Annotated in this window: 27 protein-coding genes and 1 tRNA gene; 20 read left to right on the plus strand and 8 right to left on the minus strand. The window is 67.9% G+C overall.

Annotation, left to right across the window (positions count from 1 at the left end):
- The first annotated feature begins 441 nt into the window (after positions 1 to 441).
- The 8 genes from IAE24_RS28085 to IAE24_RS28120 all read left to right on the plus strand — a co-directional run bounded on the left by IAE24_RS28085 (position 442) and on the right by IAE24_RS28120 (position 8,178).
- Positions 442 to 1,173, plus strand: coding sequence for a TorF family putative porin (locus IAE24_RS28085; RefSeq protein WP_013800176.1), 732 nt, complete (start codon positions 442 to 444; stop codon positions 1,171 to 1,173).
- 23 nt (positions 1,174 to 1,196) lie between these two features.
- The gene (locus tag IAE24_RS28090; RefSeq protein WP_012202241.1) at positions 1,197 to 1,535 is read left to right on the plus strand and encodes a P-II family nitrogen regulator; all 339 of its coding nucleotides are present in this window, start codon (positions 1,197 to 1,199) and stop codon (positions 1,533 to 1,535) included.
- Between the two features lie 31 nt (positions 1,536 to 1,566).
- The gene (gene amt, locus IAE24_RS28095; RefSeq protein ID WP_170962109.1) at positions 1,567 to 2,940 is read left to right on the plus strand and encodes an ammonium transporter; all 1,374 of its coding nucleotides are present in this window, start codon (positions 1,567 to 1,569) and stop codon (positions 2,938 to 2,940) included.
- A 192-nt stretch (positions 2,941 to 3,132) separates the two neighbouring features.
- On the plus strand, positions 3,133 to 4,287 hold the full coding sequence (gene glcE, locus IAE24_RS28100) for a glycolate oxidase subunit GlcE (protein WP_199962367.1): 1,155 nt from the start codon (positions 3,133 to 3,135) through the stop codon (positions 4,285 to 4,287).
- A 25-nt stretch (positions 4,288 to 4,312) separates the two neighbouring features.
- Positions 4,313 to 5,095 carry a YoaK family protein gene (locus tag IAE24_RS28105; RefSeq protein ID WP_012202244.1) on the plus strand — a complete coding sequence of 261 codons (783 nt, stop codon included), beginning with the start codon at positions 4,313 to 4,315 and terminating at the stop codon, positions 5,093 to 5,095.
- A 61-nt stretch (positions 5,096 to 5,156) separates the two neighbouring features.
- Entirely contained in the window at positions 5,157 to 6,407 is a 1,251-nt protein-coding gene (gene glcF / locus IAE24_RS28110; protein ID WP_199962366.1) for a glycolate oxidase subunit GlcF, read from the plus strand.
- 84 nt (positions 6,408 to 6,491) lie between these two features.
- Entirely contained in the window at positions 6,492 to 7,358 is an 867-nt protein-coding gene (locus tag IAE24_RS28115; protein ID WP_034397802.1) for a ProQ/FinO family protein, read from the plus strand.
- A 301-nt stretch (positions 7,359 to 7,659) separates the two neighbouring features.
- Positions 7,660 to 8,178 carry an AmiS/UreI family transporter gene (locus IAE24_RS28120; RefSeq protein WP_013800183.1) on the plus strand — a complete coding sequence of 173 codons (519 nt, stop codon included), beginning with the start codon at positions 7,660 to 7,662 and terminating at the stop codon, positions 8,176 to 8,178.
- On the opposite strand, the gene IAE24_RS28125 is transcribed toward IAE24_RS28120, so the two are convergent.
- A complete protein-coding gene (locus IAE24_RS28125) occupies positions 8,168 to 9,076 on the minus strand; it encodes a DMT family transporter (RefSeq protein WP_199962365.1) in 909 nt (302 codons plus the stop codon). The genes IAE24_RS28120 and IAE24_RS28125 overlap by 11 nt on opposite strands.
- A 198-nt stretch (positions 9,077 to 9,274) precedes the next feature.
- Positions 9,275 to 10,576 carry a lysophospholipid transporter LplT gene (gene lplT, locus IAE24_RS28130; RefSeq protein WP_013800185.1) on the minus strand — a complete coding sequence of 434 codons (1,302 nt, stop codon included), beginning with the start codon at positions 10,574 to 10,576 and terminating at the stop codon, positions 9,275 to 9,277.
- A 134-nt stretch (positions 10,577 to 10,710) separates the two neighbouring features.
- Here lplT and alr point away from each other — a divergent pair, with 134 nt between their 5' ends.
- Positions 10,711 to 11,814, plus strand: a complete 1,104-nt coding sequence (gene alr / locus IAE24_RS28135) for an alanine racemase (protein ID WP_199962364.1) — start codon at positions 10,711 to 10,713, stop codon at positions 11,812 to 11,814.
- Here the strand turns inward: alr and IAE24_RS28140 are convergent, their stop codons facing one another.
- Positions 11,815 to 12,255 carry a MarR family winged helix-turn-helix transcriptional regulator gene (locus tag IAE24_RS28140; protein ID WP_199962363.1) on the minus strand — a complete coding sequence of 147 codons (441 nt, stop codon included), beginning with the start codon at positions 12,253 to 12,255 and terminating at the stop codon, positions 11,815 to 11,817.
- Positions 12,256 to 12,351: 96 nt separating this feature from the next.
- Here IAE24_RS28140 and IAE24_RS28145 point away from each other — a divergent pair, with 96 nt between their 5' ends.
- The gene (locus tag IAE24_RS28145; RefSeq protein WP_199962362.1) at positions 12,352 to 13,164 is read left to right on the plus strand and encodes a siderophore-interacting protein; all 813 of its coding nucleotides are present in this window, start codon (positions 12,352 to 12,354) and stop codon (positions 13,162 to 13,164) included.
- 67 nt (positions 13,165 to 13,231) lie between these two features.
- Here the strand turns inward: IAE24_RS28145 and IAE24_RS28150 are convergent.
- Positions 13,232 to 13,308 (minus strand) — tRNA-Met (locus IAE24_RS28150).
- 143 nt (positions 13,309 to 13,451) lie between these two features.
- On the opposite strand from IAE24_RS28150, the gene radA reads away from it, so the two are divergent.
- The 4 genes from radA (at position 13,452) to IAE24_RS28170 (ending at position 16,582) form a co-directional block, all read left to right on the plus strand.
- The gene (gene radA / locus IAE24_RS28155) at positions 13,452 to 14,837 is read left to right on the plus strand and encodes a DNA repair protein RadA (protein ID WP_043821911.1); all 1,386 of its coding nucleotides are present in this window, start codon (positions 13,452 to 13,454) and stop codon (positions 14,835 to 14,837) included.
- Positions 14,838 to 14,916: 79 nt separating this feature from the next.
- The gene (locus IAE24_RS28160) at positions 14,917 to 15,354 is read left to right on the plus strand and encodes a hypothetical protein (RefSeq protein WP_012202254.1); all 438 of its coding nucleotides are present in this window, start codon (positions 14,917 to 14,919) and stop codon (positions 15,352 to 15,354) included.
- Between the two features lie 44 nt (positions 15,355 to 15,398).
- Positions 15,399 to 16,337, plus strand: a complete 939-nt coding sequence (locus IAE24_RS28165) for a branched-chain amino acid transaminase (RefSeq protein ID WP_034397818.1) — start codon at positions 15,399 to 15,401, stop codon at positions 16,335 to 16,337.
- Positions 16,338 to 16,372: 35 nt separating this feature from the next.
- Positions 16,373 to 16,582 (plus strand): zinc-finger domain-containing protein, encoded by a 210-nt coding sequence (locus IAE24_RS28170; RefSeq protein ID WP_012202256.1) that lies wholly within the window; start codon positions 16,373 to 16,375, stop codon positions 16,580 to 16,582.
- A 31-nt stretch (positions 16,583 to 16,613) separates the two neighbouring features.
- Here the strand turns inward: IAE24_RS28170 and IAE24_RS28175 are convergent, their stop codons facing one another.
- The gene (locus IAE24_RS28175) at positions 16,614 to 17,480 is read right to left on the minus strand and encodes a capsular polysaccharide synthesis protein (protein WP_099752130.1); all 867 of its coding nucleotides are present in this window, start codon (positions 17,478 to 17,480) and stop codon (positions 16,614 to 16,616) included.
- A 131-nt stretch (positions 17,481 to 17,611) separates the two neighbouring features.
- Here IAE24_RS28175 and IAE24_RS28180 point away from each other — a divergent pair, with 131 nt between their 5' ends.
- The 6 genes from IAE24_RS28180 (at position 17,612) to IAE24_RS28205 (ending at position 23,372) form a co-directional block, all read left to right on the plus strand.
- Complete coding sequence (locus IAE24_RS28180; protein ID WP_099752129.1) at positions 17,612 to 18,880, plus strand: O-antigen ligase family protein; 1,269 nt, start codon at positions 17,612 to 17,614, stop codon at positions 18,878 to 18,880.
- On the plus strand, positions 18,877 to 19,998 hold the full coding sequence (locus IAE24_RS28185) for a glycosyltransferase (protein ID WP_099752128.1): 1,122 nt from the start codon (positions 18,877 to 18,879) through the stop codon (positions 19,996 to 19,998). Before IAE24_RS28180 ends, IAE24_RS28185 begins: the two co-directional genes overlap by 4 nt.
- Entirely contained in the window at positions 19,995 to 21,032 is a 1,038-nt protein-coding gene (locus IAE24_RS28190) for a glycosyltransferase family 2 protein (protein WP_199962361.1), read from the plus strand. Before IAE24_RS28185 ends, IAE24_RS28190 begins: the two co-directional genes overlap by 4 nt.
- A complete protein-coding gene (locus tag IAE24_RS28195) occupies positions 21,029 to 21,982 on the plus strand; it encodes a glycosyltransferase family 32 protein (RefSeq protein ID WP_099732481.1) in 954 nt (317 codons plus the stop codon). Before IAE24_RS28190 ends, IAE24_RS28195 begins: the two co-directional genes overlap by 4 nt.
- Positions 21,983 to 22,085: 103 nt before the next feature.
- Positions 22,086 to 22,502 (plus strand): GNAT family N-acetyltransferase, encoded by a 417-nt coding sequence (locus IAE24_RS28200; protein WP_099752135.1) that lies wholly within the window; start codon positions 22,086 to 22,088, stop codon positions 22,500 to 22,502.
- Positions 22,503 to 22,934: 432 nt separating this feature from the next.
- Positions 22,935 to 23,372, plus strand: a complete 438-nt coding sequence (locus tag IAE24_RS28205; RefSeq protein ID WP_013800195.1) for a hypothetical protein — start codon at positions 22,935 to 22,937, stop codon at positions 23,370 to 23,372.
- A 15-nt stretch (positions 23,373 to 23,387) separates the two neighbouring features.
- Here IAE24_RS28205 and IAE24_RS28210 read toward each other — a convergent pair whose 3' ends face one another.
- From IAE24_RS28210 to IAE24_RS28220, 3 genes are all read right to left on the minus strand, one after another.
- Entirely contained in the window at positions 23,388 to 24,614 is a 1,227-nt protein-coding gene (locus IAE24_RS28210) for an ATP-binding protein (protein ID WP_063327723.1), read from the minus strand.
- A gap of 8 nt (positions 24,615 to 24,622) precedes the next feature.
- Positions 24,623 to 25,381 carry a response regulator transcription factor gene (locus IAE24_RS28215; protein WP_088166578.1) on the minus strand — a complete coding sequence of 253 codons (759 nt, stop codon included), beginning with the start codon at positions 25,379 to 25,381 and terminating at the stop codon, positions 24,623 to 24,625.
- Positions 25,382 to 25,485: 104 nt separating this feature from the next.
- On the minus strand, positions 25,486 to 26,831 hold a 1,346-nt coding region (locus IAE24_RS28220; protein WP_233630798.1), incomplete at its 5' end, for an AmpG family muropeptide MFS transporter.

Below are 26,831 nucleotides of genomic sequence, written 5' to 3' on the forward strand. Positions count from 1 at the left end.
CTTGGTGAGCGGGGATCATAGACAAGCCGATGGCCATAGGGCAATCAAATGAGGGGTCGGAAATATCCTGGATATGTAAGCAATTGCCTTATCTGGGATGCAAGGTGGTGTTTATTTGGAAAATCATCGATATCGGAATACCCCGATACAGGCGTTTTGAGAGTCCCTGCTTACAGTGCGTTCTAGCAATGCCGGGCCTCTTAGGGCAGAGCAAGCAGGATTGCAATGTGACATGCACTATCTTGGTGCATTTTTGATGATGCGCCATGTGAGTGCCCGCTATCGCCGCATCGGTGCACATTTTTTGCACAAAGCCGGTGCATCGCTGTGTGTTGCAGCGCCGCATTGGGGAGCCGGAAAGGCGCACGCCCCGGCATCAAAAGACTGGCACGGTCCGTGCTTAACCCGGTTGTCACGAAATTTTTCAAACCGGAGGATCCCATGTCCCGTGCCAGCCTCAAGTCGCTCGCCATCGCCTGTGTCGCCATCGCTCCGCTCTGGGCCCACGCCCAGCTCACAGCCAATGTGTCCCTGACGACGAACTACAAGTTCCGCGGACAGGACCAGGACACGGGACGCAACAAGGCCGTCAAGCCTGCCCTGCAAGGCGGTTTCGACTACACCTTCGGCGACAGCGGCTGGTACATCGGCAACTGGAACTCCAGCGTGGACTGGCTCCCCCGCAATTCGCTGGAAACCGATTTCTACGGCGGCTACAAGTTCAAGGCCGGCGAGGTGGACCTGGACTTCGGCGCGCTGCAGTACCTGTACTCGGGCAATTCCAGTGGCAACACCACTGAGCTGTATGGCGCGGCCACCTATGGACCGTTCACGGCCAAGTACTCGCACACCGTGTCCAAGGACTACTTCGGCTGGGCTGGCGAGAAGGCCGGCTCGGGACTGTCGGGTCGCAACACCGGCTACCTGTGGCTGGGCTTCACCCAGGAAGTGATGCCCAAGGTGACGGTCAAGGCATCGCTGGGCTTCACCCGCTTTGCCAGCGACATCAAGGGCCTGGGCGTGCCCAACTATATGGACTACAGCGTGGGCGGTGCCTACGATTTCGGCGACGGCGTGTCGCTGGGCGCGGCCGTGACGGGTGCGAACAAGAAGTCGTACTTCGGTGACGTCAACAAGGCGCGCCTGATCGTGACGCTGACCAAGACCCTGTAACCGGACCTGAGGAGCAAAGCATCATGAAACTGGTGACCGCCATCATCAAGCCCTTCAAGCTCGACGAGGTGCGCGAGGCGCTCTCCGACATCGGCGTGCAGGGCATCACCGTGACCGAAGTCAAGGGCTTCGGCCGCCAAAAGGGCCATACCGAGCTGTATCGCGGCGCGGAATACGTGGTCGATTTCCTGCCCAAGCTGCGCCTGGAGGCCGCCGTGCCCGACGCGCTGGTGGACCAGGTGATCGATGCCATCGAGGCCGCTGCGCGCACCGGCAAGATCGGTGACGGCAAGATCTTCGTGCTGCCCATCGAGCAGGCCGTCCGCATCCGTACCGGCGAGACCGGCGACAGCGCACTGTGAGTTTCAACCCCTCGTTTCCCGAAAGACTGCCATGACCAAACGACTTCTTTCCATGGGCCTGGGGCTGGGCCTGCTGGCCGCAGGCGCCGCTGCCCTGGCACAGGAGCCCGCCGCCGCTGCAGCCGTTGCCGATGCAGCCGCTGCAGCAGCCCCCGCCGCCGCGGCCGCAGCCGAGGCGCCGGCCCCCGCACTCAGCGCCGGTGACACGGCCTGGATGCTGACCTCGACCATGCTGGTGATCCTGATGGTGATCCCGGGCCTGGCACTGTTCTACGGCGGCCTGGTGCGCACGAAGAACATGCTGTCCGTGCTCTGCCAGGTCTTCGTGATCTTCTCGCTGATCACGCTGCTGTGGGCCGTCTACGGCTACTCGCTGACCTTTGCCGGCGAAGGCAACTTCTTCGGCGGCTTCAGCAAGATCTTCCTCAAGGGCATTGCACCCGACACGCTGGCCGGCGCGCTGCCGACCATTCCCGAGTACGTGTTCGTGGCCTTCCAGTCCACGTTCGCCGCCATCACCGTGGCCCTGATCGTCGGCGCCTTCGCCGAGCGCATCAAGTTCTCGGCCGTGATCCTGTTCTCGGTGCTGTGGTTCACCTTCAGCTACATCCCCATGGCCCACATGGTCTGGGGTGGCGGCCTGCTGGGCAAGGACGGCGCGCTGGACTTCGCCGGCGGCACCGTGGTGCACATCAACGCCGGTATCGCCGGCCTGGTGGGCTCCTACATGCTGGGCAAGCGCATCGGCTTCGGCCGCGAGGCACTGCCTCCGCACAGCCTGACGCTGACCATGGTCGGTGCCTCGCTGCTGTGGGTGGGCTGGTTCGGCTTCAACGCCGGCTCGGCAGGTGCTGCCAACGGCATTGCCGGCCTGGCCTTCATCAACACCATCGTCGCCACGGGCGCCGCCACCATCTCGTGGCTGGCCGCCGAAGCCCTGCACAAGGGCAAGGCCTCGATGCTGGGCGCCGCCTCGGGCGCCGTGGGCGGCCTGGTGGTCATCACCCCGGCGGCCGGCCTCGTGGGCCCCATGGGCGCCATCGTCATGGGCCTGATCGCCGGTCCCGTCTGCCTGTGGGGTGTGTCGGGCCTCAAGAAGCTGCTCAAGGTCGATGACGTCTGCGACGTGTTCGGCGTGCACGGTGTGGGCGGCATCCTGGGTGCCATCCTGACCGGCGTGTTCTGCGCCTCCAGCCTGGGCGGCATCGAGCCCGCAGACTTCAACATGGGCCACCAAGTGTGGGTGCAGGTCAAGAGCGTGCTGCTGACCATCGTCTGGTCTGGCGTGGTGGCTGGCATCTCCTACAAGATCTGCGACCTGGTCGTCGGCCTGCGCGTCAGCGAAGAGTCCGAGCGCCAGGGCCTGGACATCACCACGCACGGCGAGGTGGCGTACTACCGCTGATCGGTTTCCAGGGAGTTCATTGCGGATTGGCCTCGGTGCTTGCACCGGGGCCTTTTTTGCTTTGGAGCCGCTGCAGAGATGGCGTCTTTGCCTTTTCGTCCCGGCTGTTTTGCGCCGCCCGCAGAACTTCAAGCGCGCCGTTCAAAAAATTCACGGGTCCGCACCGAGGCGCAAAAGGGCCCAGCCGCTACGATGCAGGCCATGGATTCAGCCCAAAGCCACCTCCTCCAGATCGCCCAGCGCGTGCGCGCTGCTGCGGCCGACGCCACGCCGCTGCGCATACGCGGCGGCGGCACCAAGGATTTTCACGGCCTGGCCCTGCAGGGCGAGCTGCTGGACACGCGGGCGTTGGCCGGCGTGGTCAGCTATGAGCCCAGCGAACTCGTCGTGACCGTGCGCGCCGGCACGCCGCTGGCCGAGGTCGAGGCCCTGCTGGCCGCACAGGGCCAGTGCCTGGCCTTCGAGCCTCCGCATTTCGATGGAGACAGCCGCAACGCCACCGTGGGCGGCATGGTGGCCAGCGGCCTGTCCGGGCCGGCGCGCGCCAGCGTGGGGGCCGTGCGCGACTTCGTGCTGGGGCTGGAGATGATCAACGGCCAGGGCGAGCTGCTGCGCTACGGCGGGCAGGTCATGAAGAACGTGGCGGGCTACGATGTCTCGCGGCTGATGGCGGGCTCCTGGGGCGCGCTGGGCCTGATCACCGAGGTCAGCCTCAAGGTGCTGCCCGTGGCGCCGGCCGAGGCCACGCTGCGCTTCGAATGCACTCAGCAGCAGGCGCTGGACTGGCTCAATGCCTGGGGCGGGCAGCCGCTGCCGCTCAATGCCAGTTGCTGGCTGCAGGAAGACGGCGCAGCCCAGGGCGTGCTGTACCTGCGCCTGCGCGGCGCGCGTGCCGCCGTGCAGGCGGCCTGCGAGCGCCTGGGTGGCGAGCGTGTGCAGCGCATGGACCCTGTGCATGCTGCTGCCGACTGGCAGGCCTGCCGCGAGCAGCAGCTGCCCTGGTTCACCGCACGCGCGCCGGGCCATGCGCTGTGGCGCCTGTCCGTGCCGCAGACGGCTCCGGCCCTGGCGCTGCCGGACGGCTGCACGGGGCCGCTGATCGAATGGCACGGCGCACTGCGCTGGGTACAGGCGCCGCGTGCGCTGGGCCATGCGCTGCGCGCGCTGGCAAAAGCAGCGGGCGGATCGGCCACCTTGTTCCGCTCCGAGGCCGCAGACCAGCCCGGCGCCGAGCCCGATTTCGACGCCCAGGCGGCCGATGCCACGGCCGCGCTGCATGCGCGGCTCAAGCAGGCCTTCGATCCTGCGGGCATCTTCAACCGCGGCCGGCTGGCCGCCGCCTGGTAGGCCGGGCCAACGCCTGGCTCCGCCCATGCGCATGCGCCACCACCTGCACCTGCTCACGGACCGGCACCGCACGGTGGCCAGCAACCGCACGCTGGGCCTGCTGCTGGCCTTCAACGCGGGTGCGGTGAATGCGGGCGGCTTTTTGCTGGTGCACTCCTATACCTCGCACATGACGGGCTTTGTCTCGTTGCTGGCCGACAACCTCGTGCTGGGCAATACGGCGCTGGTGCTCAGTGCCTGCGGCGCGCTGCTGGCCTTTCTGTGCGGCGCGGCCGCGACATCGCTGCTGGTCAACTGGGCGCGCCACCACCGGCTGCGCAGCAGCTATGCGCTGCCGCTGCTGCTGGAAGCCGCGCTGATGCTGCTCTTCGGCGTGCTGGGCGCGGCCATGCTGGCCTGGCCCACGCCGTTCGCCGTGCCGCTGGCCGTGCTGCTGCTGTCCTTCATCATGGGATTGCAGAACGCCACGGTGACCAAGATGTCGTCCTCGCAGATCCGCACCACGCACATGACGGGCGTGATCACCGACCTGGGCATGGAGCTGGGCCGCGCGCTCTACTGGAACCGCCATGGCAGCCCGCCCGAGCACCGGGTCCACGCCAACCATGTGCGGCTGCGGCTGTTCGCAGGGCTGCTGTCCATGTTCCTGCTGGGCGGCATTGCGGGCGCGCTGGGTTTCAGGCACCTGGGCTTCGTCTTTGTCGTGCCGCTGGCCGTGGTGCTGTGCCTGCTGTCCCTGCCGCCGTTGTGGGCCGACCGCGCGCGGCTGCCGCTGCTGCTGGGCCGGCGGGCCGCGCCTCGCGCCTGACCGCCGTGTCCGGCTGCCGTGCCTGACCGTTCCCCGATATCCATACAACAAGAGCCCCACCATGCAGACCCAACTCGCACCCCAGTACCGCGCCACGCCCGAGGGCCAGGAGGCCGAAGCCATTCTGCGCAAGTGCGTGCACTGCGGCTTTTGCACGGCCACCTGCCCGACCTACCAATTGCTGGGCGATGAACTGGACGGGCCGCGTGGCCGCATCTACCTGATCAAGCAGGTGCTGGAGGGCGAGACGCCCACGCGTGCCACCCAGCAGCATCTGGACCGCTGCCTGACCTGCCGCAACTGCGAAAGCACCTGCCCCAGCGGCGTGCAGTATGGCCACCTGGTGGACATAGGCCGCAAGATCGTCGAGGAACAGGTGCCGCGCCCCTTGGGCGAGCGCGCCAGGCGCTGGGCGCTCAAGGAGGGGCTGAACTCGCCGCTGTTCGCCCCGGCCCTGAAGCTGGGCCAGGCCGTGCGCGGCCTGCTGCCCGAAGTCCTGGCCGAGAAAGTGCCCCAGCCCCAGGATGCGGGCGCCTGGCCCGTGCGCGAGCATGCGCGCAAGGTGCTGCTGCTGGCCGGATGCGTGCAGCCGGCCATGATGCCGCGCATCAACTTCGCCACCGCGCGCGTGCTGGATGCGGCCGGCATACAGACCGTGATCGCGCCCAAGGCCGGTTGCTGTGGCGCCGTGAAATTCCACCTCAACGACCAGGAAGGCGGCAAGGCGCAGATGCGCGCCAATATCGACGCCTGGTGGCCGCAGGTGGACAGCGGCGCGGTGGAGGCCATTGTCATGAATGCCTCGGGCTGCGGCGTCACCGTCAAGGAATACGGCCATCTGCTCAAGGACGATGCGCAGTACGCGGACAAGGCAGCCCGCATCAGCGCCCTCACGCGCGACCTGAGCGAGCTGTTGCCCGAACTCCTGCCCGAGCTGGCCGAGCGCCTGCAGGGCAGGGTGCGCGCACCGGCCGCGCCCATGGCCTACCACCCGCCCTGCACGCTGCAGCACGGGCAAAAGCTGCGCGGCGGCGTGGAAACCCATCTGGCCAGGCTGGGCTTCGAGCTGCGCGTGGCGCGCACCGAATCGCACCTGTGCTGCGGCTCGGCGGGAACCTACTCGGTGCTGCAGCCCGAACTCTCGCACCAGTTGCGTGACCGCAAGATCGATGCGCTGACCGAAGGCTTCGATGCCCGGCGGCCCGCCGCCATCCTCTCGGCCAACATGGGCTGCATCGTCCACCTGCAAAACGGCACGGACCTGCCCGTGCGCCACTGGATCGAGGTGCTGGACGAGGCCCTGCTGGCCTGAGACCCGCCGCGTACCGACTGCGCATCTGTGCCTCCAGCGCGACGCCGTGGGGCCTATGCCCGCGCAAGCCTTTGCAATGCTGGCATGATGCGGGGTTTCGTTTTCTCCAAGCCCACGTGCTCCGCCATGACTGAATCCGTGTCTGAACCGCAAGAACAGAGCGCCGCGCTGCCGGCGGACGCCGCTGCCGGCACCGAGCCGCAGGCTGCAGCCAGCGCCGATGGCCAGGGCCGCAAGCGCTCGCGCCGTGGCGGACGTGGCCGCAACAAGGGCAAGGCCACCGAGCCTGCCGCCGATGCCGCATCCGGCACGGCCGCCAGTGCCGAGGCCAACGCTTCCAGGCCCGTGCGCACCCAGCATCCGCTGCTGGCGCAACTGGCCCAATGGCATCCGAACCTGTTCGGCGAGCAGCCGCTGCCGCTCAAGCGCGGCATCTTCGAAGACCTGCTGGCCGCCCATCCTGAAGCCATTGACCGCGACCAGCTCAAGCTGGCCCTGTCCCAGCACACGCGCTCGAGCCGCTACCTCACCGTGGTGGCCAGCGGCCAGGCCCGGCATGACCTGCAGGGCCAGTCGGTCGAGGCCATGGCGCCCGAGCATGTGCACCATGCGCTGATCGAAGTCTTCCGCCGCCGCCAGCACCGCTCGCCCGAAGACCTGGCGCCCAAGCTGCGCAACCGCATCATCGCGGCCTACGAGGCATCGGGCCTGTCGCGCGACGACTATGCGGCGCGTGTGCAAGGCCGTGATGAGGCCACCAACACCCTGGTGGCCGAGGCACTGGCCGAGGCCGATGCGCGCACCGCACGCGACGAGGCGCTGCTGCGCGCCTTCGAGGCCAGCGGCCAGACTTCCGAAGCCGGCTTTGCCGACATGTACGGTATGAACCCGCGCCAGGTGGCGCAGCAGCTGGAACGCGCCCGCCGCCGCCTGCAGACGCAGGCGGCCTGAGGCACAAGGACCGGCGCCAAGGACCGGCAGCACCGCCTGCCGGCACACTCCACCGCCGCATGCCCGGCAGGGCCGCGCCGGTGCACCTGCCCTGGATCACAGGCGGCATCTCTGCAGCGGACCCTTCCGCCAGCACGCAGATGCCCACCAGGGGCGGGCCCGGGGATGAACTGTTTCACGGACGCCGCTGCACCCGGCCACGGGGCGGCGGCGCCTTGCCGTGCGCGCTCGTTCCCGTGGGCTGAACACGGCGCGCAAGGCACTTCAAAAGCAAAAGGCAAAAAGCAAAAGGAGACTTGCGATGTGGCTGGGTTTGTCGTTGTTCTATGTGGGCGCCGTGCTGTGCCTGAACGGCCTGTGGATGCTGGGGCGCATCGCCGACCGGGAGATCTGGGTCATCAACGTGTTCGCGGGCCTGGTCTCGCTGATCATCGGCCTGGCCTCCGCCTTCGGGCCCGAGCCCGATGCGGCTTCGGTCAAGACCGGCGCGCTGACCCTGCTGTTCGCCTTCACCTACCTGTGGGTGGCCATCAACCGCTTCACGGGCGCCGATGGCCGGGGCCTGGGCTGGTTCAGCCTGTTCGTGGCCATCACCGCCGTGCCCGTGGCCATCGACACCCTGCTGGGCGCGCGCACCGCCATCGACTGGTGGATGGCGGCCAACTGGGCGGCCTGGGCCGTGCTGTGGGCCATGTTCTTCGTGCTGCTGGCCCTGGGCCGCAACATCGGCCGCGTGACGGGCGCCCTGTGCATTGCGCAGGGCGTGCTCACGGGCTGGCTGCCGGGCTACCTGCTGCTGGCCGGGCAGCTCACGGGCTGATTGCCCCACGCCGCCGTGCATGCGCCAGCGCAGACAGCAGCGCGGCCGCGATGATGCAGGCGCCGCCCAGCAGCGTGCGCGGCGTCAGCACCTCGCCTGCAATCAACACCGAGGAGACGCTGGCAAACACCACCTCGGCCAGCATGACCACGGCGGTCACGCCGGCCGGCAGGCGCGCGGCGCCGAACTGCAGCGCCCAGTTGCCCAGCATCAGCAGCACGGCCAGGCCGGCGGCAATCAGCATCCAGCCGGCCTGCGGCGCAGGCATGGGCGGCACCAGCCCCACGCTGCTGCCCGCGAAGGCGCTGGCCAGCCCCATGGCCATGCAGCCGCTGAACATGGCCAGCATGCGCGCCTGCGCCGGCACGGCCTGCAGGCGGCGCAGCAGCACATTGGTCAGCGCAAAGGTGAAGCCGCCGAACAGTGCCAGGCCGTCGGCCAGCGACAGACCGCGCAGCAGCCCGGGCGAGCCGCCGCTGAATGTGCCCTCGGGCACCAGCACCAGCGCCACCCCGCCAAAGGCCAGCAGCAGCCGCGTCAGCGCGGCCGGCGTGGGCCGCTCGCCCAGGATCTTCCAGGCCAGCAGCACGGACCACGCCGGCATCAGATAGAACAGCAGCACCACGCGCACCACATCACCAATGGTCACGGCCCAGTTGAAGGCGATGTTGTTGCTGCCCGCGCAGGCGCCCAGCAGGATCAGCGCCGGGTACTGCAGCGCCTGGCGCAGGCTGGCCGGGCGCAGCGCCACCAGCCCCGCCAGCACCAGGGCATACATCAGCGCCGTGGCCCACAGCGGATGCAGGCCGGCCTCGTGCATGGCGCGAAACGGCCACCAGGCCAGACCCCAGACCAGGGTGTTGAACAGCAGGGCGAGAACGGGCAGCGGGCTATGCATAAAACCACGAAAAAGTGCCCGGTCAGGCAAAGCCCGCACCGAACACAATACGAGAAGACCATTTAGACCAGGCCTATCAATCGATAGCGCCCTATGGAACTGGCGAGGCCCAAAGCGAGAGACACCGAGCCAGGGCCGCCCCGCCGCGAGGGTGTCGTCCCCCCTGGGGGAAGGCGCGAAGCGCCTCAGGGGGTAGTCTCAATGACAATCCTTGCGGGCAATCACCAGCAGGCGCTCGACTTCCTCGGGATGGTTGCGCACGTTGCTGACGTGCCAGCGGCCGATCAGCCACATGATGCCGGCCACCACCAGGCCGAACACCGTGATGGCGCCGAAAGCCGACAGTCCGAACTTGGTGGACAGCGCATAGAAGGCGCCCAGCGCCAGGATGCAGGCTTGCTCGTTGAAGTTCTGCACGGCAATCGAGCGGCCCGCGCCCATGAGGTTGTGGCCGCGGTGCTGCAGCAGCGCATTCATGGGCACGACCAGGAAGCCGCCCAGGCCGCCCAGCAGGATCAGGAAGGGAATGGCCACCCACACGCTCTTGATGAAGATCATGGCGATCACCAGCAGGCCCATGGTGATGCCCAGCGGAATCACGCGCGTGGCGTTGTCCAGCCGCATGCGCATGGACGCGAGGATGGCGCCTGCGGCCGTGCCGATGGCCACCACGCCCACCAGGGCCGATGCCTGGGAGGTGCCGTAGCCCAGGGCCGCCGCGCCCCAGGCCAGCACGATGTAGCGCAGGTTGCCCGACACGCCCCAGAACAGCGTGGTCGTGGACAGCGAGATCTGGCCCAGCTTGTCCCCCCACAGCCGCTGGCTGCAGGTCCAGAAGTCGGGCAGCAGGGCCAGGGTGTTGGCCAGCAGGCTCTTGCTGGGGTCCTGGCGCAGCGGGCGCAGGATGGTATCGGTCAGCGGAATGCGCAGGTTGAACCAGGCGGCCAGCGCATAGACGCCGACCAGCACGGCAATCGCCGCTTCGGCGGCCGTGTCCACGCCCGTGTCCAGCAGCGGCAGGTCAAAGTCCAGCAGATGGGCCGAGATGCCCGGGCTCAGCAACTGCCCGCCCACGAGCACGCCCAGGATGATGGAAGTGATGGTCAGCCCCTCGATCCAGCCATTGGCCTTGACCAGCTGGGAGGCGGGCAGCAATTCGGTGAGGATGCCGTACTTGGCCGGCGAGTAGGCCGCTGCGCCCAGGCCCACCACGGCGTAGGCCAGCAGCGGGTGGTTGCCGAACAGCATCATCAGGCAGCCCACGATCTTGATCGCATTGCTGATGAACATCACCCGTCCCTTGGGCAGGGCGTCGGCAAAGGCGCCGACGAAGGGGGCCAGGATCACGTAGAACAGCGCGAACATGGGCACCAGGGCGGCGCGCTGCCACTCGGGGGCGCCATTGGTGCGCAGCAGTTCCACGGCGGTCACGAACAGGGCGTTGTCTGCCAGCGAGCTGAAGAACTGCGCTGACATGATGGTGTAGAAACCGCGCTTCATGGATAGGCAGATGGGGTCAGCTGCAGGGCTGCTGACCGGTTAAATAAGGACCCCGTGGCAAGTGACTGGCGGTTATATCACGCGGCCTTTGGCTGGCAGTGCCAGAATCCCAAGCTTCTGACTGAGTGAAAACCATGCCGCGTCCCATTCTTGCCACCATCCATTCCGCCGCGCTTCGCCACAACCTGGAGCGGGTGCGGCAGGCGGTCCCCGATGCCAAATTGTGGGCCGTGGTCAAAGCCAACGCCTATGGCCACGGTATCGAGAACGTGTTCGAGGCCCTGCGCGGCGCCGACGGCTTCGCCATGCTGGACCTGGCCGAGGCCGAGCGTGTGCGCCAGCTGGGCTGGCGCGGCCCCATCCTGCTGCTGGAAGGGGTCTTCGAGCCGCGCGACCTGGAGCTGTGCTCGCGCCTGTCCATCTGGCATGCCGTGCACTGCGACGCCCAGATCGACTGGCTGGCCGCGCACAAGACGCAGAACGGCCACCGCGTCTTCCTCAAGATGAACTCCGGCATGAACCGCCTGGGCTTCACGCCCGAGCGATACCGCGCGGCCTGGGCCCGGCTGAACGCCTTGCCCCAGGTGGAGGAAATCTCGTTCATGACCCATTTCAGCGATGCCGACGCAGGGGCCGGACAGCCCGGAATCTCGGCACAGCTGCAGCGCTTTCATGACGCCACGCGCGACCTGCCCGGCGAGCGCAGCGTGGGCAACAGCGCAGCCACGCTGCGCCAGGGCGACGACGCGCTGGTGCGCTGCGACTGGGTGCGGCCAGGCATCGTGCTCTACGGCAGCGCCCCCGACTATCCGCAGCACACGGCGGCCCACTGGGACCTGCTGCCCACGCAGACGCTGAGCTCGCGCATCATCGGCGTGCAGCAACTGACCGAGGGGCAGAGCGTGGGCTATGGATCGCGCTTCACGGCCGACGGCCCCCTGCGCCTGGGCACCGTGGCCTGCGGCTATGCCGACGGCTATCCACGCCACTGCGGCACGGGCACGCCCGTGCTGGTGAACGGCGTGCGCACCCGCACCCTGGGCCGCGTGAGCATGGACATGCTGGCCGTGGACCTGACGCCCGTGCCCGATGCCGGCATGGGCAGCGAGGTCACGCTGTGGGGCCGCGCCAGCAACGGCGCCGTGCTGCCTATCGACGAGGTGGCCGAGGCCGCAGGCACGCTGGGCTATGAACTCATGTGCGCCGTCGCGCCGCGCGTGAACAAGACCGTCGATTGATCAGGGCGCGGCTTCCACGCTGTCCCTGGCCCGCTCCAGCAGCGCCATCAACTGCTGTTGCGCGGCGGGCTCCCAATCCTTGAGCAGCCGGGCCGCCAGCGCCTGGCGCGACTGGCGCAGCCGGTCGAACAGGACCTGCCCCTGGGGGCTGAGGCTCAGGCAGCGCACGCGGCGGTCACGGGCGTCCGGTTCGCGGTCCAGCCATCCCTGCTCCTGCAGCTCCGCCAGCATGCGCGCGAGCTGGGCCTTGTCCATGTGGCTGTGATCGACCAGATCCCTTTGCGTGCGGCCCGGGTGCCGGCCCACGTACATCAGCACGCGCACCTCGTTGGGCGTCAGCCCGGGCTCCATGGACTCCATGTCCTCGCGCATGCGCGAGCGGAACAGGTGCAGCAGCTCGTGCATGGCCTCGAAGATATCGGCGGGCAGGGAGGCATTCATGGCAGGGTCTTGTGGAAATACGTTGACAAAGTCAACGGATGACAGAGAATTGGTGGACTAAATCAACATTCTAGGCCGTCGCAGGCCGTTTCGCCAATGAACTTGCCCAATCCAGCCACCTCTGCCGTGACACCGGCCCCCGTCGTCCAGCGTGTCCGCCATTCCTTCCGCGCCCGCCATGTGCAATTGCTCTCGCGCGAGCAGCCCAGCCCCGGCTTTGTCCGCCTGACCCTGGGCGGCCCCGATCTGGAGGACTTCGTGAGCGCCGGCTTTGACGACCACGTCAAGCTCATCCTGCCGCAGGCCGGGCGCGAACTGCCCGCGCTTCCCGTGCTGCTCGATGGCCGTCCGACCTTCGTGGAGGACGAGCGCCCCACCTTGCGCGACTACACGCCGCTGCGCTACGACGCCGCGCGCCAGAACCTCATCATGGATTTCGCGCTGCACGATGCCGGCCCTGCCACCGAATGGGCGCTGACCGCCCCGCTGGGCCAGTGGGTGGGCCTGGCCGGGCCGCGCGGCAGCCTGGTGATCTCGGCCAACCTGCCATGGCATTGGCTGTTCGGCGACGAGACCGCCATGCCCGCCATCGAGCGGCGCCTGGCCGAGCTGCCCGCCGGCAGCCGCGCCGTGGTGCGCGTGCAGCTGCGCAACCCGGCCGACCGCCGCCAGTGGAGCAGCACGGCCCGGCTGGACTGCGACTGGGTCGAATCGCTGGCCGATGCCGTGCAGGCGCTGGAGCTGCCCCAGGACGACGGCTATATCTGGGCGGCGGGCGAGCACAGCGCCATGGCCGAGCTGCGTCGCCTGCTGCTGGCCAAGGGCGCATCGCCCAAGCGCATGCGCGTGGCCTCTTACTGGAAGCAGGGCATGGCCGACCACCATGAAGACCTGAACGATCCCAGCTGACCTGCCTGGAGAAAAGAGCGGAAGTACAGACGAAAAAAAGCCCACCGAAGTGGGCTTTTTTTCGTGGTGGTTGCGCGAGAAGGATTTGAACCTCCGACCTTTGGGTTATGAGCCCAACGAGCTACCAGACTGCTCCATCGCGCGGTAATCCGCAGTAATTTCGTTTTCACTGCATTTTCTGCAGCGAAGAAGTGAACTATAACCGATATCTTTCCGTCACGCAACTGCGATAGGCGCGAAACATGCGTGCCAGGGCGGCAGCCACCCCTCGGTATAGTGCTCACCCCATGGCCAAAGACAAAACCACGTTCATCTGCAATGCCTGCGGAGGCACCAGCCCGCGCTGGCTGGGCAAGTGCCCGGCCTGCGGGGCCTGGAACTCGCTGATCGAGGCCGTTGCCGAGCCTGCGAGCGCGGGCAAGAACCGGCTCAGCCAGCCCCAGGGCTATGCGGGCCTGGCCAATGTCCAGGCCGTGATGCCGCTGTCGGCCATCGAGGCCCAGGACGTGGCGCGCACGCCCAGCGGCATCGAGGAGCTGGACCGCGTGCTGGGCGGCGGCATTGTCGAAGGCGGCGTGGTGCTGATTGGTGGCGATCCCGGCATCGGCAAGTCCACCCTGCTGCTGCAGGCCATGGACGCGCTGCACCGCGTCGGCCTGCCCACGCTGTATGTCACGGGCGAGGAAAGCGGTGCCCAGGTCGCGCTGCGCTCGCGCCGCCTGGGGCTGGAGGCCAGCCAGGTCAACGTGCTGGCCGAGATCCAGCTGGAGAAAATCCTCGCCACCATGGAGGCCACCCAGCCGGCCGTGGTCGTCATCGACTCCATACAGACCGTGTACTCGGACCAGCTGTCCTCGGCGCCGGGCTCGGTGGCCCAGGTGCGCGAATGCGCGGCCCACCTCACGCGCGCGGCCAAGACCACGGGCATCACCGTGATCCTGGTCGGCCACGTGACCAAGGAAGGCGCACTGGCCGGGCCGCGCGTGCTCGAGCACATGGTGGACACGGTGCTCTACTTCGAGGGTGACACGCACAGCAATTTCCGCCTGGTGCGCGCCATCAAGAACCGCTTTGGTGCCGTCAACGAGATCGGCGTCTTCGCCATGACGGAGAAGGGCCTCAAGGGCGTGACCAACCCCAGCGCCATCTTCCTGTCCCAGCACAGCGAGCCCGTGCCCGGCTCCTGCGTGCTGGTCACGCTGGAGGGCACGCGCCCCATGCTCGTGGAGATACAGGCCCTGGTCGATCAGGGCGGCCCCGCGCCGCGACGCCTGTCCGTGGGCCTGGATCGCGACCGGCTGGCCATGCTGCTGGCCGTGCTCAGCCGCCACGCGGGTGTGGCCTGCGCGGACCAGGATGTGTTCGTCAACGCCGTGGGCGGCGTGCGCATCAGCGAGCCTGCGGCCGACCTGGCCGTCATGCTGTCCATCACCTCCAGCCTGCGTGGCCGCGCCCTGCCCAAGGGATTCCTCGCCTTTGGCGAAGTGGGCCTGGCCGGCGAAGTGCGCCCCGCACCGCGCGGCCAGGAGCGCCTGAAGGAAGCCGCCAAGCTGGGCTTCACCATGGCCGTGGTACCCAAGGCCAATGCGCCCAAGAAGGCCATCCCGGGTCTGACCGTTCATGCCGTCGAACGCGTGGACGAGGCCATGAACATCGTCCGAGGGATGGGCTGACGCGCTTGCCGAGCGCATTGCGGGGGCATACGCACTGTCCGCAGCGGCCCTGCGGCGCCTCCATAAGACAATCGGCGCCATGAATTTGCGCAATATCCTGATTCCTCTGGGCCTGCTCGTACTGCTGGTGGCTGCGCACCAGTCCTATGGCTGGATGGGTGTGGTCGCCGTGGGCGGCGGCATCATGATGTGGCTGCTGCTGCATTTCACGCGGCTGATGTCCATCATGAGGAAGGCCGCGGACCGGCCCATGGGCTATGTGGGCAGCGCCGTCATGCTCAACGTCAAGCTCAAGCCCAAGGTCTCGCTGATGCACGTGGTGGCCATGACGCGCTCCCTGGGCGAGCGCCTGTCCGAGGAGGGCCAGCAGCCCGAGATCTACCGCTGGACCGACGGCACGCAGTCGCATGTGACCTGCGAGTTCAAGAGTGGCCGTCTCATGAAGTGGACCCTGGTACGCCCCACGCCCGAGCCCGAGCCGGCGTCTGCGGCCCCCGAGGCAGCCCCTGCGCCCTAAAATACCGGGTTGGTGTTCTGTTCAATACCCCCAAGGATGTTCCTATGAGCCCCGTTGTTCCCTCGATGGCCGACCGTGACGGCAAGATCTGGATGGATGGCCAGCTGGTGGACTGGCGCGATGCCAAGATCCATGTGCTGACCCACACGCTGCACTACGGCTGCGGCGCATTCGAGGGCGTGCGGGCCTACAAGTCCGAGCAGGGCACGGCCATCTTCCGCCTGGAAGACCACACCAAGCGCCTGTTCAACAGCGCCAAGATCCTGCGCATGCAGATCCCGTTCACCCAGGAAGCGGTGAACCAGGCCCAGGTCGAGGTCGTGCGCGCCAACCAGCTGGAATCGTGCTACCTGCGCCCGCTGACCTGGATCGGCGACCGCAAGCTGGGCGTCTCCCCCAAGGGCAACACCATCCACCTGATGGTCGCGGCCTGGGCCTGGGGCGCCTACCTGGGCGAAGAAGGCATGCAGCGCGGCATCCGCGTGAAGATCTCCAGCTTCACGCGCCACCATGTGAACATCACCATGAGCCAGGCCAAGGCGGTGAGCAACTACACCAACTCCATCCTGGCCAACACCGAGGCGCTGGACGACGGCTACGACGAGGCCATCCTGCTGGACGCCTCGGGCTTCGTCTCCGAAGGCTCGGGCGAGAACATCTTCGTCATCAAGGATGGCGTGGTCTACACGCCCGACCTGTCGGCCGGCGCGCTCAACGGCATCACGCGCAACACCGTGATGCACATCTGCAAGGACCTGGGCCTGGAAGTGGTGCAAAAGCGCATCACGCGCGACGAGCTGTACATCGCCGATGAAGTCTTCTTCACCGGCACGGCCGCCGAAGTCACGCCCATCCGCGAGGTGGACCGCATCGAGATCGGCGCGGGCAGCCGCGGCCCCCTCACCGAAAAGATCCAGCAGGCCTTCTTTGACATCGTCAACGGCCGCAACCCCAAGTACGCCCATTGGCTGACTCGGGTCTGAACATCCCTAGAGACCCACGAAAGAGATAAGCAAGCATGACAACGAATGCCACCGTCGAACTGGCGGCCAAGGACCTCAACGCCCAGGGCGGCGTGTTCTGCCCCAGCCCCAAGGCCGACATGAAGCTGTGGAACAGCCATCCCAAGGTCTACCTGGACGTGGCCCACACCGGCGAAGCCAAGTGCCCCTACTGCGGCACGCTGTACCGCCTGAAAGCCGGCGAAGTCTTCGCAGGCGGGCATTGAACAAAGCGGGCCTCGGCCCGCTTTGTGTGTCTCAGCGCGCGGACAGCGCGCGGCTCCAGATGCTGCCGGGCGCAGCACCTCCGTGCAAAGCCAGCATGTCCGTGAAGTGGCGCCGCTCCCCGCCGCGCAGCTTGACGATGGGCGCCGCCACCTGCGGCGCCTTCGCCAGGCACAGCTGGGGGTAGAGCAGGTACCACTTCCAGCGCAGGGCAGAGTGATAGAAGAAGGCCGTGTCCTCGGCCTTGAACAGCGTGAGCCGGGCATCGGGCAGGCGCCGCATCACCTGCTGGGCCGTCACATGGATCAGAAGGTAATTTGGATCGGGAATGCCCTGCAGCACCTCGGCGGCGTCGGGCCGCGACTGCAGGCGCTGCAGATAGGCCTCGGGGCCGTCCACGATCAGCGCCTGGTGAAACTCCTTTTGCCATTCCGATACAAAGCGCGAGCCGGCCGGAGCGCAGAATGACCAGCTTTCGATCACGGGGTAGCGCCTGTCCCTGGTGAAGCCCTCAAGGTAGAAGCCTGCCAGCTCGGCAGCGCCTGCGCCGGGGCAGGCGCTCATCCAGTCCAGTGGCGCGGTCAGCAGCGTGGTGGCGTCGAACCAGTAGCCGCCGTGGTGTGCCACCAGGTACAGGCGAAGCCAGTCCGATTGCTTGGTGGGATGGAGTTCGGCAAACGCCGCAGGAAGGTCGCCGCAGGCGACGTACTGGCCCAGGTTCTCTGGCGTCACGACGATGACCTGGTGATCCGGGCACTGCCGCCGCCAGCTGTCCACGCACTGCTGGACGAAGGGATCCAGGCCGGACTGGTTCCAGTACGTCCAGATCGTTTTCGGGATTTCCGCTGCAAGACCATCGGCTGCCGGGGGCGATGGGGGCAGCTGCAAGGGCGCAGGCATGGTGTAATCTGCGCCGATTTTGGAAGGCGCCGCCCAGCGATGGAGCAGCCTGAATAAGACCGCAGGAATTTTTTTCATGAGCGGATGGAAAGCGGAATGCCCGCATTTTGGGGCAGAAAGTTGCGGTCTTGATGAGATTTGACAAGTCGAAGCTGCCAGGGCTCCTCACGACCCTGGCCGCTATTTTGGTGCCCGGGCTGGCCTTGTGGCTGCGCTCGGGCTATTCCTATGGCGCCGGCCTCATGGTCCTGGGCGCCCTGTGTTTTCTGCCTCGCTGGGTCAGATACCGGCACTCCAACGGCACCTGGCTGCTGGTCGCGCTGTTCATGGGCATGGCGGTGATGTGGTACTTCCTGTCCGTGCTGGACGGGGGCACCGGGCAGTTCGACCGGCCCGTGAAATTCATCCTGGGCGCGGTCAGCCTGCTGTTCGCCATGTGCTATCCGCCCACGGCGCGGATCTTCCTGTGGGGCATTCCGCTGGGCAGCGCAGGCGCGGGCTTCATGGCCCTGTGGCAGGTCTGCGTGCTGGGCATGGAACGGGCCACGGGTTACACCAATGCCATCCAGTGGGGCAACATGGCCTTGCTGCTGGGCTGCTTCTCCTGCATCTATGCCGTGTCCTTCTGGCACCAGCGCTCCCTGCTTTGGCGCCTGCTGGTGCTGGCGGCTGCAGCGCTGGGGGCGCTGGCTTCGCTGCTGTCGGGCTCGCGCGGCGGGTGGCTGGCGCTGTTGCCGATGTTCTTCATGCTGATGGTGCTGGTGCGCATGTACCGCCCGCAGTACTTCGGGCGCCTGTTGCTGGGCTGCGCTGCAATTGTGGTGGCGCTGGCCACCGTGATGGCCTTCATCCCGCGCGTCAGCGAGCGCGTGGATGAGGTCTACCTGGATGTGAGCACCTACCTTCATGCCGGCAACTCCAACACCTCGCTGGGCACCCGGCTGGAGCAGTACCGGCTGGCCGTGCAGATGATCGGCGAGAAGCCTCTGCTGGGCTGGGGCATGCAGGGCTATGTGGACGAGATGCACCGGCGCGTGGACGCCGGCAGCTATGGCCAGTCCATCCGCGAATACAACTTCATCCACAACGACTTCCTGGACATCTGGGTCAAGCTCGGCGTGCCGGGCGTTCTGCTGCAGGCAGCGCTGTTCATCTCGCTGCTGTGGCTGTTCTGGCCCTCGCGGCGGCGCATGGCGCTGTGGCCTGCGGACAGCACCCCCTGGCGCGAGGCCCTGCTGCTGCGTATCCTGGGCAGCCTGATGCCAGCCATGTACCTGGCGTTCGGCATGTCACAGCAATTTTTCGTGCACAACAGCGGCATCGTCTTCTTCGTCTTCCTCGTGGTGGCCCTGTGGTCATCGCTGCATGGCCTGGAAAGGGCCAGCGGAGCCGTGCGGTGACGGAGCGCGCCACCACGGCCCGGCCCCGGGTGCTGCACTTCGTGACGGGCGGCTTCTCGGGTGCCACCCAGGTGGCGGTGGATCTGGTGTCCGCGCACCGCGCATCGGGCCGCTTCGACGCCAGGCTGGTGCTGCGGCGCAAGCGCAATACCTCCGATGAACGCGTGCAGAAGCTGCGCGACGGCGGCATCGATGTCGATGTGGTGGCGGGCTGGTCCCATGCCGCCACCGTCTGGCAGCTGCGCCGCATCTGCCTGGACTTCCGCCCGGACATCGTCGTCGCCCATGGTTTCAGCGACCACCTCTGGGGCCGCTTTGCCGCGCTGTGGGCCGGCGTGCCCTGCCTGGTGCATGTGGAACACAACTCGCGCGAGCGCTACACGCGCTGGCGGCTGGCGCAGGCCCTGTGGCTGACCGAGCGCACGGCCGCCATCGTCGGCTGCTCCGAAGGCGTGCGCCAGAGCCTGCAGGACCGTGGATTTCCTGCAGCCAAGCTGATGGCCATCAGCAACGGCATCCGGCCCGAGCCCTATCTGCAGGAGCCGACCCCCTTGCTGCAGCGCCGCCCGGACATCGTCATGGCCGCGCGCTTTGCGCGGCAAAAGGACCATGCCACCTTGCTGCGCGCGCTGGTGGTGCTGCGACAGCGCGGCCTCAAGCCCACGCTGACCCTGGCCGGCGGCGGCAAGGCGCGCGCCCAGCAGGCGGCGCAGCGGCTCAGCGCCGAACTGGGTCTGCAGGACCAGGTGCAATTCATCGGCATGTGCAACGACGTGCCCGGCCTGCTGCGTGCGCACCGCGTCTGCGTGCTGTCCACGCACTACGAGGGCATGCCCCTGTCCCTGCTGGAAGGCATGGCGGCGGGCTGCGTGGTGGTGGGCAGCCGCGTGGTGGGCGTGCAGGAAGTGGTGCGGCCCGGCGACAACGGCCTGCTGGCCGCGCACGCCGACCCTGAATCGCTGGCCGACGCCCTGCAGCAGGCGCTGCAGGATGACGAGGCCGCCGTGCGCATGGCCGCCACAGCGCGGCAGGAAGCCCTGTCGCACTACAGCCTGCAGCGCATGACCGGCCAGTACGAAGACCTGTTCGCCCGCCTGCTGCAGGGGGAGCGTCCGTGACCTGGCTCAGCATCCTGGTGCCCGTCTACAACGTGCTGCCCTACCTGGAGGACTGCCTGCAGTCCGTCATGGACCAGGCCGATGCCGGCGTGCAGGTGCTGGTGCTGGACGACTGCTCCACCGATGGCTCCTGGGCCCTGATGCAGCAGCTGGACCAGCGCTGGCCCGGCCGCCTGCAACTCATGCAGCATGAGCGCAATGCCGGCCTGAGCGCGGCGCGCAACACCATGATCGATGCGGCCACGGGCGACTACCTGTGGTTCCTGGACTCCGACGACAAGCTGCTGCCCGGCGCGATTGCCGGGCTGTCGGCCATCGTGCAACAACATGCGCCCGATGCCGTGCTCTGCGACTTCTCCGTCTGGCGCGAGGCCCCGCGCCTCAAGCACCGCCTGCGCGGCGAGGCGCACCGGCACAGCTTCCAGGGCCCCACGCTGCAGCGCTCGCAGGACCGGGGTGCCCTGCTGGCCGGCCTGCTGCGCACGGGGCAGCTGCATGCCTGGTCCAAGATCTCGCGCCGCAGCCTGTGGGATGCGGGCCTGCGCTTTCCTGCAGGCCGCTACTTCGAAGACATGATGACCATGCCGCAGATGGCGCTGCGCTGCAGCAGCTTCTACTACCACCCCCAGCCCTGGGTGGCCTACCGGCAGCGTGCCAACTCCATCCTTGCGTCCATGACGCCGGCCAAGGCAGCAGACCAGTCCGCCGCCCTGTGGCCGCTGGCGCAGGCCGTGCAAGCCCTGCAGGACGATGCGCTGCGCAATGACGGGCGCCTGCACTTCGCCTGGGCGCACCAGGCCGCGCGCAACCTCATCGGCGCCCTGCGCTTTCTCTACCGGCAGCGGGACATGCCGCCCGCGCAGCGGCAGGCACTGGCCCAGCAGTTCCTGGCGGACTTCGGCCGCATCTCCCCGCTGTCCCTGCCCGCCCTGCGCCAGGTCTATCTGCGGCGCGGCTGGTGGCTGCGCGCATGGAAGCTGCGTAGCTGGGAGCGCCGCGCGCAGCAACTGGGAACACCGGGAGCCCCTGCATGAGCGGCCTGAAACTGAAAACCCGGGGCGAGCTGTGGCTGGCGGCCGGCATGCGGCGCTTCTACGCCACCTTCCCACGCCGCCTGGAGCAGGGCCCCGCGCCTGACTTCCGCAGCCATGACATCGGGCCTGCGGCGCCCGTGCCCGTCTCCACGCCCATACCCCGCATCATCTGGGCCTACTGGAATGGCGACTCGGTGCCCCTGCTCATACAGCGCTGCTTTGACAACTGGGCCCGCCTGAACCCCGGCTACAGCCTGCGCATCCTCAACGATGCGCAACTGCCGCAGTACGTGCCGCAACTGCCCGGCAACCTGCAGCAGCTGCCCGTGGCCAAGCGCTCGGACTGGCTGCGCCTGGAATTGCTGCACCGCCACGGCGGCATCTGGCTGGATGCCAGCACCATCCTCACCGAGCCGCTGGACTGGCTGCTGGAGCAGCAGCAGCGCAGCGGCGCCGACCTCGTTGCCTACTATCTGGAGCGCTACACCCGCGACCCGCAGGTGCCTGTGGTCGAGAACTGGCTCATGGCCGCGCCTCCGGGCAGCGCCTTCATCGCTGCTCTGCACAAGGAATACGTGGAACAGGTCCTGCCGCAGACGGGCGAGGCCTATATCGCCCAGCTCCAGCAGGCCGGCGAATACGAGCAACTGCGCCAGGGCATCGACATGCCCGCCTACCTCAGCATGCACCTGGCCATGCAGCGCGTGCTGCGCGCCGGTGGCAGCTACCGCCTGCGGCTGGCCAAGGCCGAGGACGGCCCCTTCTTCCTGCACGTGCAGGGTAACTGGGGCCGCACCCCGCTCAAGATCCGCCTGATGTTCTCGCGCACCGAACAGGCGCCCGTGCCGCTGATCAAGCTGCGCGCCCCCGACCGCAAGAAGCTGGACTTCTACCTGGAGCGCGGCCTCTACGTGCCCGGCAGCATCGCCGACCGCTACCTGCGGGGCTGAATCCCGCTCATCGCCTTCCATGGCGAGCCAGAGCTGTCTGCGACGATGTGCCCGATCCGGTGCACCATCATCGTGGGATTGCGTTTGAATGGGGGAGATGCATATGCACCAGGACTACGCCATCCTGAAGCGCCAGGACAATATCGATGCGTATTTCAAAGATATAGAGAAGATATACGTCTCCAATGGCTGGGGCAGCAGCTATCCGGAAGGCCTGCTTCGGCAGATGTTCAGTGCTTCCTACTACCTGCTGGCGACCACCACCGGCGGTGCTGTCGGCTTCCTGCGCGGCTTCACCGACGGCGCCATGGTCACGCACCTCAGTGAAATCGTCGTGGACCCCGGACTGCAGCGGCGGGGTATCGGCAGGCTCCTCATGCAGAAATTCCTGCAGGATATTGGCCACACCACCATTTATGCAGAGGCCCTCAATCCTCAGGCTGCCCAGCTTTTGGAGCGGCATGGGTTTGGCGAAAGCCGGAATCTGAGGGTGTACTCGAGGACAAAAACGCTTGGCTGACCCGCCGCCGAGCACTGCACGCACCGCACGGCCAGCGATCAAACGGGTATGGCTGCCAAGGCTCGGCTGGCCGGCCCGCCCTGGCCCCGTTAAACTGGCCGCAAGCCGAAAGGCCCGGTGCGTAGAAACACCTTCCGTGAGGTTGCAGCCCCCACCTTAAAGCGGGGCTTTGTCATGCCTTATCTCGTCGGATTGGCGCATTTGCTTGCGCCTGTCCGCATGGTTTCGGGCGTGGTGGGGGCTATCCGCAAGGACGCCCGCACGGCTACGGACGTGTTTCTAACCACCACGCCCACCTGTTGTGCGTAGAAACTCAACCGGTGGTTTTCTGTGATCTCGTAGGAAAACAGACCATGACCCTCCCCATACTTGCCAGCCCCAGCGCTGCGCTTGCCCCTTCCAGCCCTCTTCTCTATCAGGAGGGCTGACCCCATGACATCCCCCAAAAACACTGCCGGCGCGGCAGTGCAGGCGCAGCCGTTGCCCAAGCGGTCGCAAGCCGCAAGGCCTTCCGACTGGCCCAGCGCGTGGCAGGCCATGCATGTCTGTCTGGTCGTCATCGAGGGGAGGCTGGTCACCCTGGCCGAGGTCTGTGGCAAAAAGCCCGACCGCAAGGCCCGCCAGTTCGACGTGGAATGCGCGGTGGAGCTGGCGCTGGCGCACATACGCCGCATGCGCGCCGACCCACCGGACAGCCACCAGGCGTTCGAGCAGCAGTGGCACCTGGCGTCCTGCGCCATCGAACTGGCCGATGGCGCCTACCGCTTCCCCCGCTCGCGCTACGGCCGCCTGCTCAAGCGCACCCGCTGGCATTTCGACCTGCTCAGGGACCTGGTGGAACGTGTGGAGTGGCAGCACCGGCGCGGCTGAGCCGCAGGCGGCAGCTCAGGCCAGCGGCAGCCGCAGCACGAAGCAGGCGCCCGGCTGGCCGTCGGCGCGGCCTTCGCAGTGCACGCTGCCGCCGTGGCGCTGGGCGATGGAGCGCACCAGGGCCAGGCCCAGGCCCACGCCGCCCGAGCGCTCGCTGGCGCCGGGCAGGCGAAAGAACTTCTCGAAGATGCGCTCGCGGTGGGCCGGCGCCACGCCGGGGCCGTGGTCGCAGATGCGGATCTCGGCCATGGCGTCCTGGCGCGCCAGCTCCAGCGTGATGGCGCCCTGGCTGTAGCGGCGCGCGTTCTCCAGCAGGTTGCGCACGGCACGGCGCAGCAGCTTGGAGATGCCGGGCACTTCCAGCGCGTCGGTGGACTGCAGGTCCAGGTCGGCATCCACGCGTGCGCATTCCTCGGCGGCCAGGCCGATCAGGTCCACGGGCTCGATCGTGCCCACGTCGCCCTCATAGGTCTCCAGCCGGCTGGCCAGCAGGATCTCGTCCACCAGCTGGTCCAGCTCGCTGATGTTGCGCTGGATCTCGGCGCGCGCGCGGGCGCTGGCCGGGTCGTCGCCCATGAATTCCAGGCCCATGCGGATGCGCGTCAGCGGCGAGCGCAGCTCGTGCGAGGCATTGGCCAGCAGCGATTTGTGCGAGGTCACCAGGGTCTCGATGCGCGCGGCGGCGGCGTTGAACTGGTGGGCCAGGTCGGCCACCTCGTCGCTGCCGTGCTCGGGCACGCGCACCGACAGGTCGCCCTCGCCAAAGCGCTTGACGCCGCGCTGCAGGTTCTCCAGCCGCTTGAGCAGGCGGCGGATGATGGGGAACACGCCCACGGCCACGGCCACGCCCACCAGGCCCAGCAGCCACAGAAAGCCGAAGGGCGGGCGCAGCCAGAAGGCGGCTGCACCGTCGTGCGGCGGGCGGTCGCCGCGCGGCGGGCGCGGCGCCATGTGCAGCATGTAGGTCTGGCCGTCCGTGCCTTCGATCTCGAAGCGCAGCCCCTCCTCGGGCGGGCCGGGCAGGCGCCGCGCACGGCCCTGGGCGATCACGTTGCCCTGGCCGTCGCGCATGGCCACGTCGCGCGAGGGCGGCGAGCTGGCGCTTTGCACGTTCTGCGCGTTCTGCTCGGCCGCGATCTGCCAGGCCCATGCCACCGTCAGCGTGAGCACGGCCACGCCGCCGACCACGGCCAGCCAGATGCGCAGGTACAGGCGCTGGGAGAAGAGCGATAGCAGCTTCATTCGCTTGGCTAGTCTTGTTGTTTGGCGAAGACGTAGCCCACGCCGCGCACCGTGAGGATGCGCTTGGGCGCCTTGGGGTCGGCCTCGATGGCGGCGCGGATGCGGCCCATGTGCACGTCGATGGAGCGGTCGAAGGCCTCCAGCTCGCGGCCGCGCACGGCCTCCATGATCTGGTCGCGCGTGAGCACGCGGCCCGCGCGCTCGGCCAGCGTGACCAGCAGGTCGAACTGGTAGGAGGTCAGCTCGCAGGGCTGGCCCGCCACGGTGACGCTGCGCGCGTCGCGGTCGATCTCCAGGCTGCCGAAGCGCAGTGCCGTGGTCGGCTGGCCTGCGGCCGAGCCCTCGCCGCCGCCGCGCCGGCGCAGGATGGCGCGGATGCGCGCCAGCAGCTCGCGCGGCTCGAAGGGCTTGGGCAGGTAGTCGTCGGCGCCGATCTCCAGGCCGATGATGCGGTCCATGGGGTCGCCCTTGGCCGTGAGCATCAGCACCGGCACCTGGGCTGCGGGGCCGGGCAGGGCGCGGATGCGCCGACAGACCTCCAGGCCGTCCATGTCGGGCAGCATGAGGTCGAGGATGACGAGGTCGGGCAGGTCGGCGCCCGGCACGCCGTCGGCGGGCTGCAGCTGCTCCAGGCCACTGCGGGCATCGCCCATGTGCGTGACCTGCAGGCCGTTGTTGCCCAGGTAGTCACCCACCATCTGCGCGAGGCGGGTGTCGTCTTCGATCATCAGAAGATGGTGCGTACTCATGGAGGGCAGTGTATTCATGCTGGGGCCTGGCGTCGTATTGCGACGATGCTCGCAGCGCCCCGTCAGCCGTGCTTGTCGCTTGCGTAAAGTTCGGTAAAACAGCGCAGCCTGCGGCCAGCCGCTCAACTGCTGCGTTGCGCGGGCCGCACCGCATGCACGCGCGAGGCCAGCGCGATCAGCACCAGCACGGGCAGGCCCAGCAGGGCCGTGGCCTGGAAGAAGCTCACGTAGCCATGCGCATCGACAAAGGCGCCCGAGAAGCCGGCCAGCCACTTGGGCGCCAGCAGCATCATGGAGCTGAACAGCGCGTACTGCGTGGCCGAGTACTGCACATTGGTCAGCCCCGACAGGTAGGCGATGAAGGCCGCCGAGGCGATGCCGCCGGCCAGGTTGTCCGCGCTCACCACCCAGACCAGCGCATTCACGTCATGGCCGCGTGTGGCCAGCCAGGCGAACAGCAGGTTGGTGGCGGCCGACAGCGCGGCGCCCAGCATCAGCACGCGCATCACGCCCCAGCGCATGGCCAGCGCCCCGCCCAGGAAGGCGCCCGCCAGCGTCATGATCACGCCGTACACCTTGGTCACGGCGGCCACTTCGTCCTTGGTGAAGCCCATGTCCACGTAGAAGGGGTTGGCCATGATGCCCATGACCACGTCGCTGATGCGGTAGATGGCGATCAGGCCCAGCACCAGCAGCGCCTGCCAGCGGTAGCGGCCCAGGAAGTCGGCGAAGGGCTCGACCAGCGCGCCACGCAGCCACTCGGCCGCGTTGCGGGCAGGCGCCAGCGGGCGTGGCACCGGTTCCGGCGAGAGCAGCACGGTCAGCATGCCCACGGCCATGGAGGCGGCCATGGCCAGGTAGGCCACCTGCCAGGCACCGCTCTGGTAGCCCGCCGTGCCCGCCACCTCGGCTCGGGCGGCCAGCCACAGCACGCCGGCACCGGCCCAGATCATGGCCAGCCGGTAGCCGGTCTGGTAGGTGGCGGCCAGCGCGGCCTGGCGCTCGGTGTCGGCCGATTCGATGCGGTAGGCGTCCAGCGCAATGTCCTGCGTGGCCGAGCCGAAGGCCACGGCCAGCGCGCACCACACCAGCGGCGTGAGCGAGACGCGCGGATCATTGAACGCCATGCCGCACAGCCCGGCGACGATGAGCATCTGCGCGAACAGCAGCCAGCCGCGCCGCCGCCCCAGCCAGCGCGTGAGCAGCGGCAGCGGCATGCGGTCCACCAGCGGCGACCAGACCCACTTGAAGGCATAGGCCAGGCCCACCCAGCTCAGGTAGCCGATGGTGGTGCGGTCCACGCCGGCCTCGCGCAGCCAGAACGACAACGTGCCCAGCACCAGCAGCAGCGGCAGGCCTGCCGAAAAACCCAGGGCCAGCATGCGCAGGCTGGCCGGCTCGGCATAGACGCGCAGGGTCTGGCCCCAGCTGCGGCGGGGCGTTTCGGCGGCGGTGGAGGGGGCGGAGG

It is taken from the genome of Delftia sp. S65 (assembly GCF_016516495.1).
In the GTDB taxonomy this organism is placed as follows: Bacteria; Pseudomonadota; Gammaproteobacteria; order Burkholderiales; family Burkholderiaceae_C; genus Comamonas; species Comamonas acidovorans.

What these genes read in the sequence shown, in the direction of transcription:
- IAE24_RS28085 (WP_013800176.1), top strand. Translation starts at nt 442, where the DNA reads ATGTCCCGTGCCAGCCTCAAGTCGCTCGCCATCGCCTGTGTCGCCATC.
- IAE24_RS28090 (WP_012202241.1), top strand. Translation starts at nt 1,197, where the DNA reads ATGAAACTGGTGACCGCCATCATCAAGCCCTTCAAGCTCGACGAGGTG.
- amt (WP_170962109.1), top strand. Translation starts at nt 1,567, where the DNA reads ATGACCAAACGACTTCTTTCCATGGGCCTGGGGCTGGGCCTGCTGGCC.
- glcE (WP_199962367.1), top strand. Translation starts at nt 3,133, where the DNA reads ATGCAGGCCATGGATTCAGCCCAAAGCCACCTCCTCCAGATCGCCCAG.
- IAE24_RS28105 (WP_012202244.1), top strand. Translation starts at nt 4,313, where the DNA reads ATGCGCATGCGCCACCACCTGCACCTGCTCACGGACCGGCACCGCACG.
- glcF (WP_199962366.1), top strand. Translation starts at nt 5,157, where the DNA reads ATGCAGACCCAACTCGCACCCCAGTACCGCGCCACGCCCGAGGGCCAG.
- IAE24_RS28115 (WP_034397802.1), top strand. Translation starts at nt 6,492, where the DNA reads ATGATGCGGGGTTTCGTTTTCTCCAAGCCCACGTGCTCCGCCATGACT.
- IAE24_RS28120 (WP_013800183.1), top strand. Translation starts at nt 7,660, where the DNA reads ATGTGGCTGGGTTTGTCGTTGTTCTATGTGGGCGCCGTGCTGTGCCTG.
- IAE24_RS28125 (WP_199962365.1), bottom strand. Translation starts at nt 9,076, where the DNA reads ATGCATAGCCCGCTGCCCGTTCTCGCCCTGCTGTTCAACACCCTGGTC.
- lplT (WP_013800185.1), bottom strand. Translation starts at nt 10,576, where the DNA reads ATGAAGCGCGGTTTCTACACCATCATGTCAGCGCAGTTCTTCAGCTCG.
- alr (WP_199962364.1), top strand. Translation starts at nt 10,711, where the DNA reads ATGCCGCGTCCCATTCTTGCCACCATCCATTCCGCCGCGCTTCGCCAC.
- IAE24_RS28140 (WP_199962363.1), bottom strand. Translation starts at nt 12,255, where the DNA reads ATGAATGCCTCCCTGCCCGCCGATATCTTCGAGGCCATGCACGAGCTG.
- IAE24_RS28145 (WP_199962362.1), top strand. Translation starts at nt 12,352, where the DNA reads ATGAACTTGCCCAATCCAGCCACCTCTGCCGTGACACCGGCCCCCGTC.
- radA (WP_043821911.1), top strand. Translation starts at nt 13,452, where the DNA reads ATGGCCAAAGACAAAACCACGTTCATCTGCAATGCCTGCGGAGGCACC.
- IAE24_RS28160 (WP_012202254.1), top strand. Translation starts at nt 14,917, where the DNA reads ATGAATTTGCGCAATATCCTGATTCCTCTGGGCCTGCTCGTACTGCTG.
- IAE24_RS28165 (WP_034397818.1), top strand. Translation starts at nt 15,399, where the DNA reads ATGAGCCCCGTTGTTCCCTCGATGGCCGACCGTGACGGCAAGATCTGG.
- IAE24_RS28170 (WP_012202256.1), top strand. Translation starts at nt 16,373, where the DNA reads ATGACAACGAATGCCACCGTCGAACTGGCGGCCAAGGACCTCAACGCC.
- IAE24_RS28175 (WP_099752130.1), bottom strand. Translation starts at nt 17,480, where the DNA reads ATGCCTGCGCCCTTGCAGCTGCCCCCATCGCCCCCGGCAGCCGATGGT.
- IAE24_RS28180 (WP_099752129.1), top strand. Translation starts at nt 17,612, where the DNA reads ATGAGATTTGACAAGTCGAAGCTGCCAGGGCTCCTCACGACCCTGGCC.
- IAE24_RS28195 (WP_099732481.1), top strand. Translation starts at nt 21,029, where the DNA reads ATGAGCGGCCTGAAACTGAAAACCCGGGGCGAGCTGTGGCTGGCGGCC.
- IAE24_RS28200 (WP_099752135.1), top strand. Translation starts at nt 22,086, where the DNA reads ATGCACCAGGACTACGCCATCCTGAAGCGCCAGGACAATATCGATGCG.
- IAE24_RS28205 (WP_013800195.1), top strand. Translation starts at nt 22,935, where the DNA reads ATGACATCCCCCAAAAACACTGCCGGCGCGGCAGTGCAGGCGCAGCCG.
- IAE24_RS28210 (WP_063327723.1), bottom strand. Translation starts at nt 24,614, where the DNA reads ATGAAGCTGCTATCGCTCTTCTCCCAGCGCCTGTACCTGCGCATCTGG.
- IAE24_RS28215 (WP_088166578.1), bottom strand. Translation starts at nt 25,381, where the DNA reads ATGAATACACTGCCCTCCATGAGTACGCACCATCTTCTGATGATCGAA.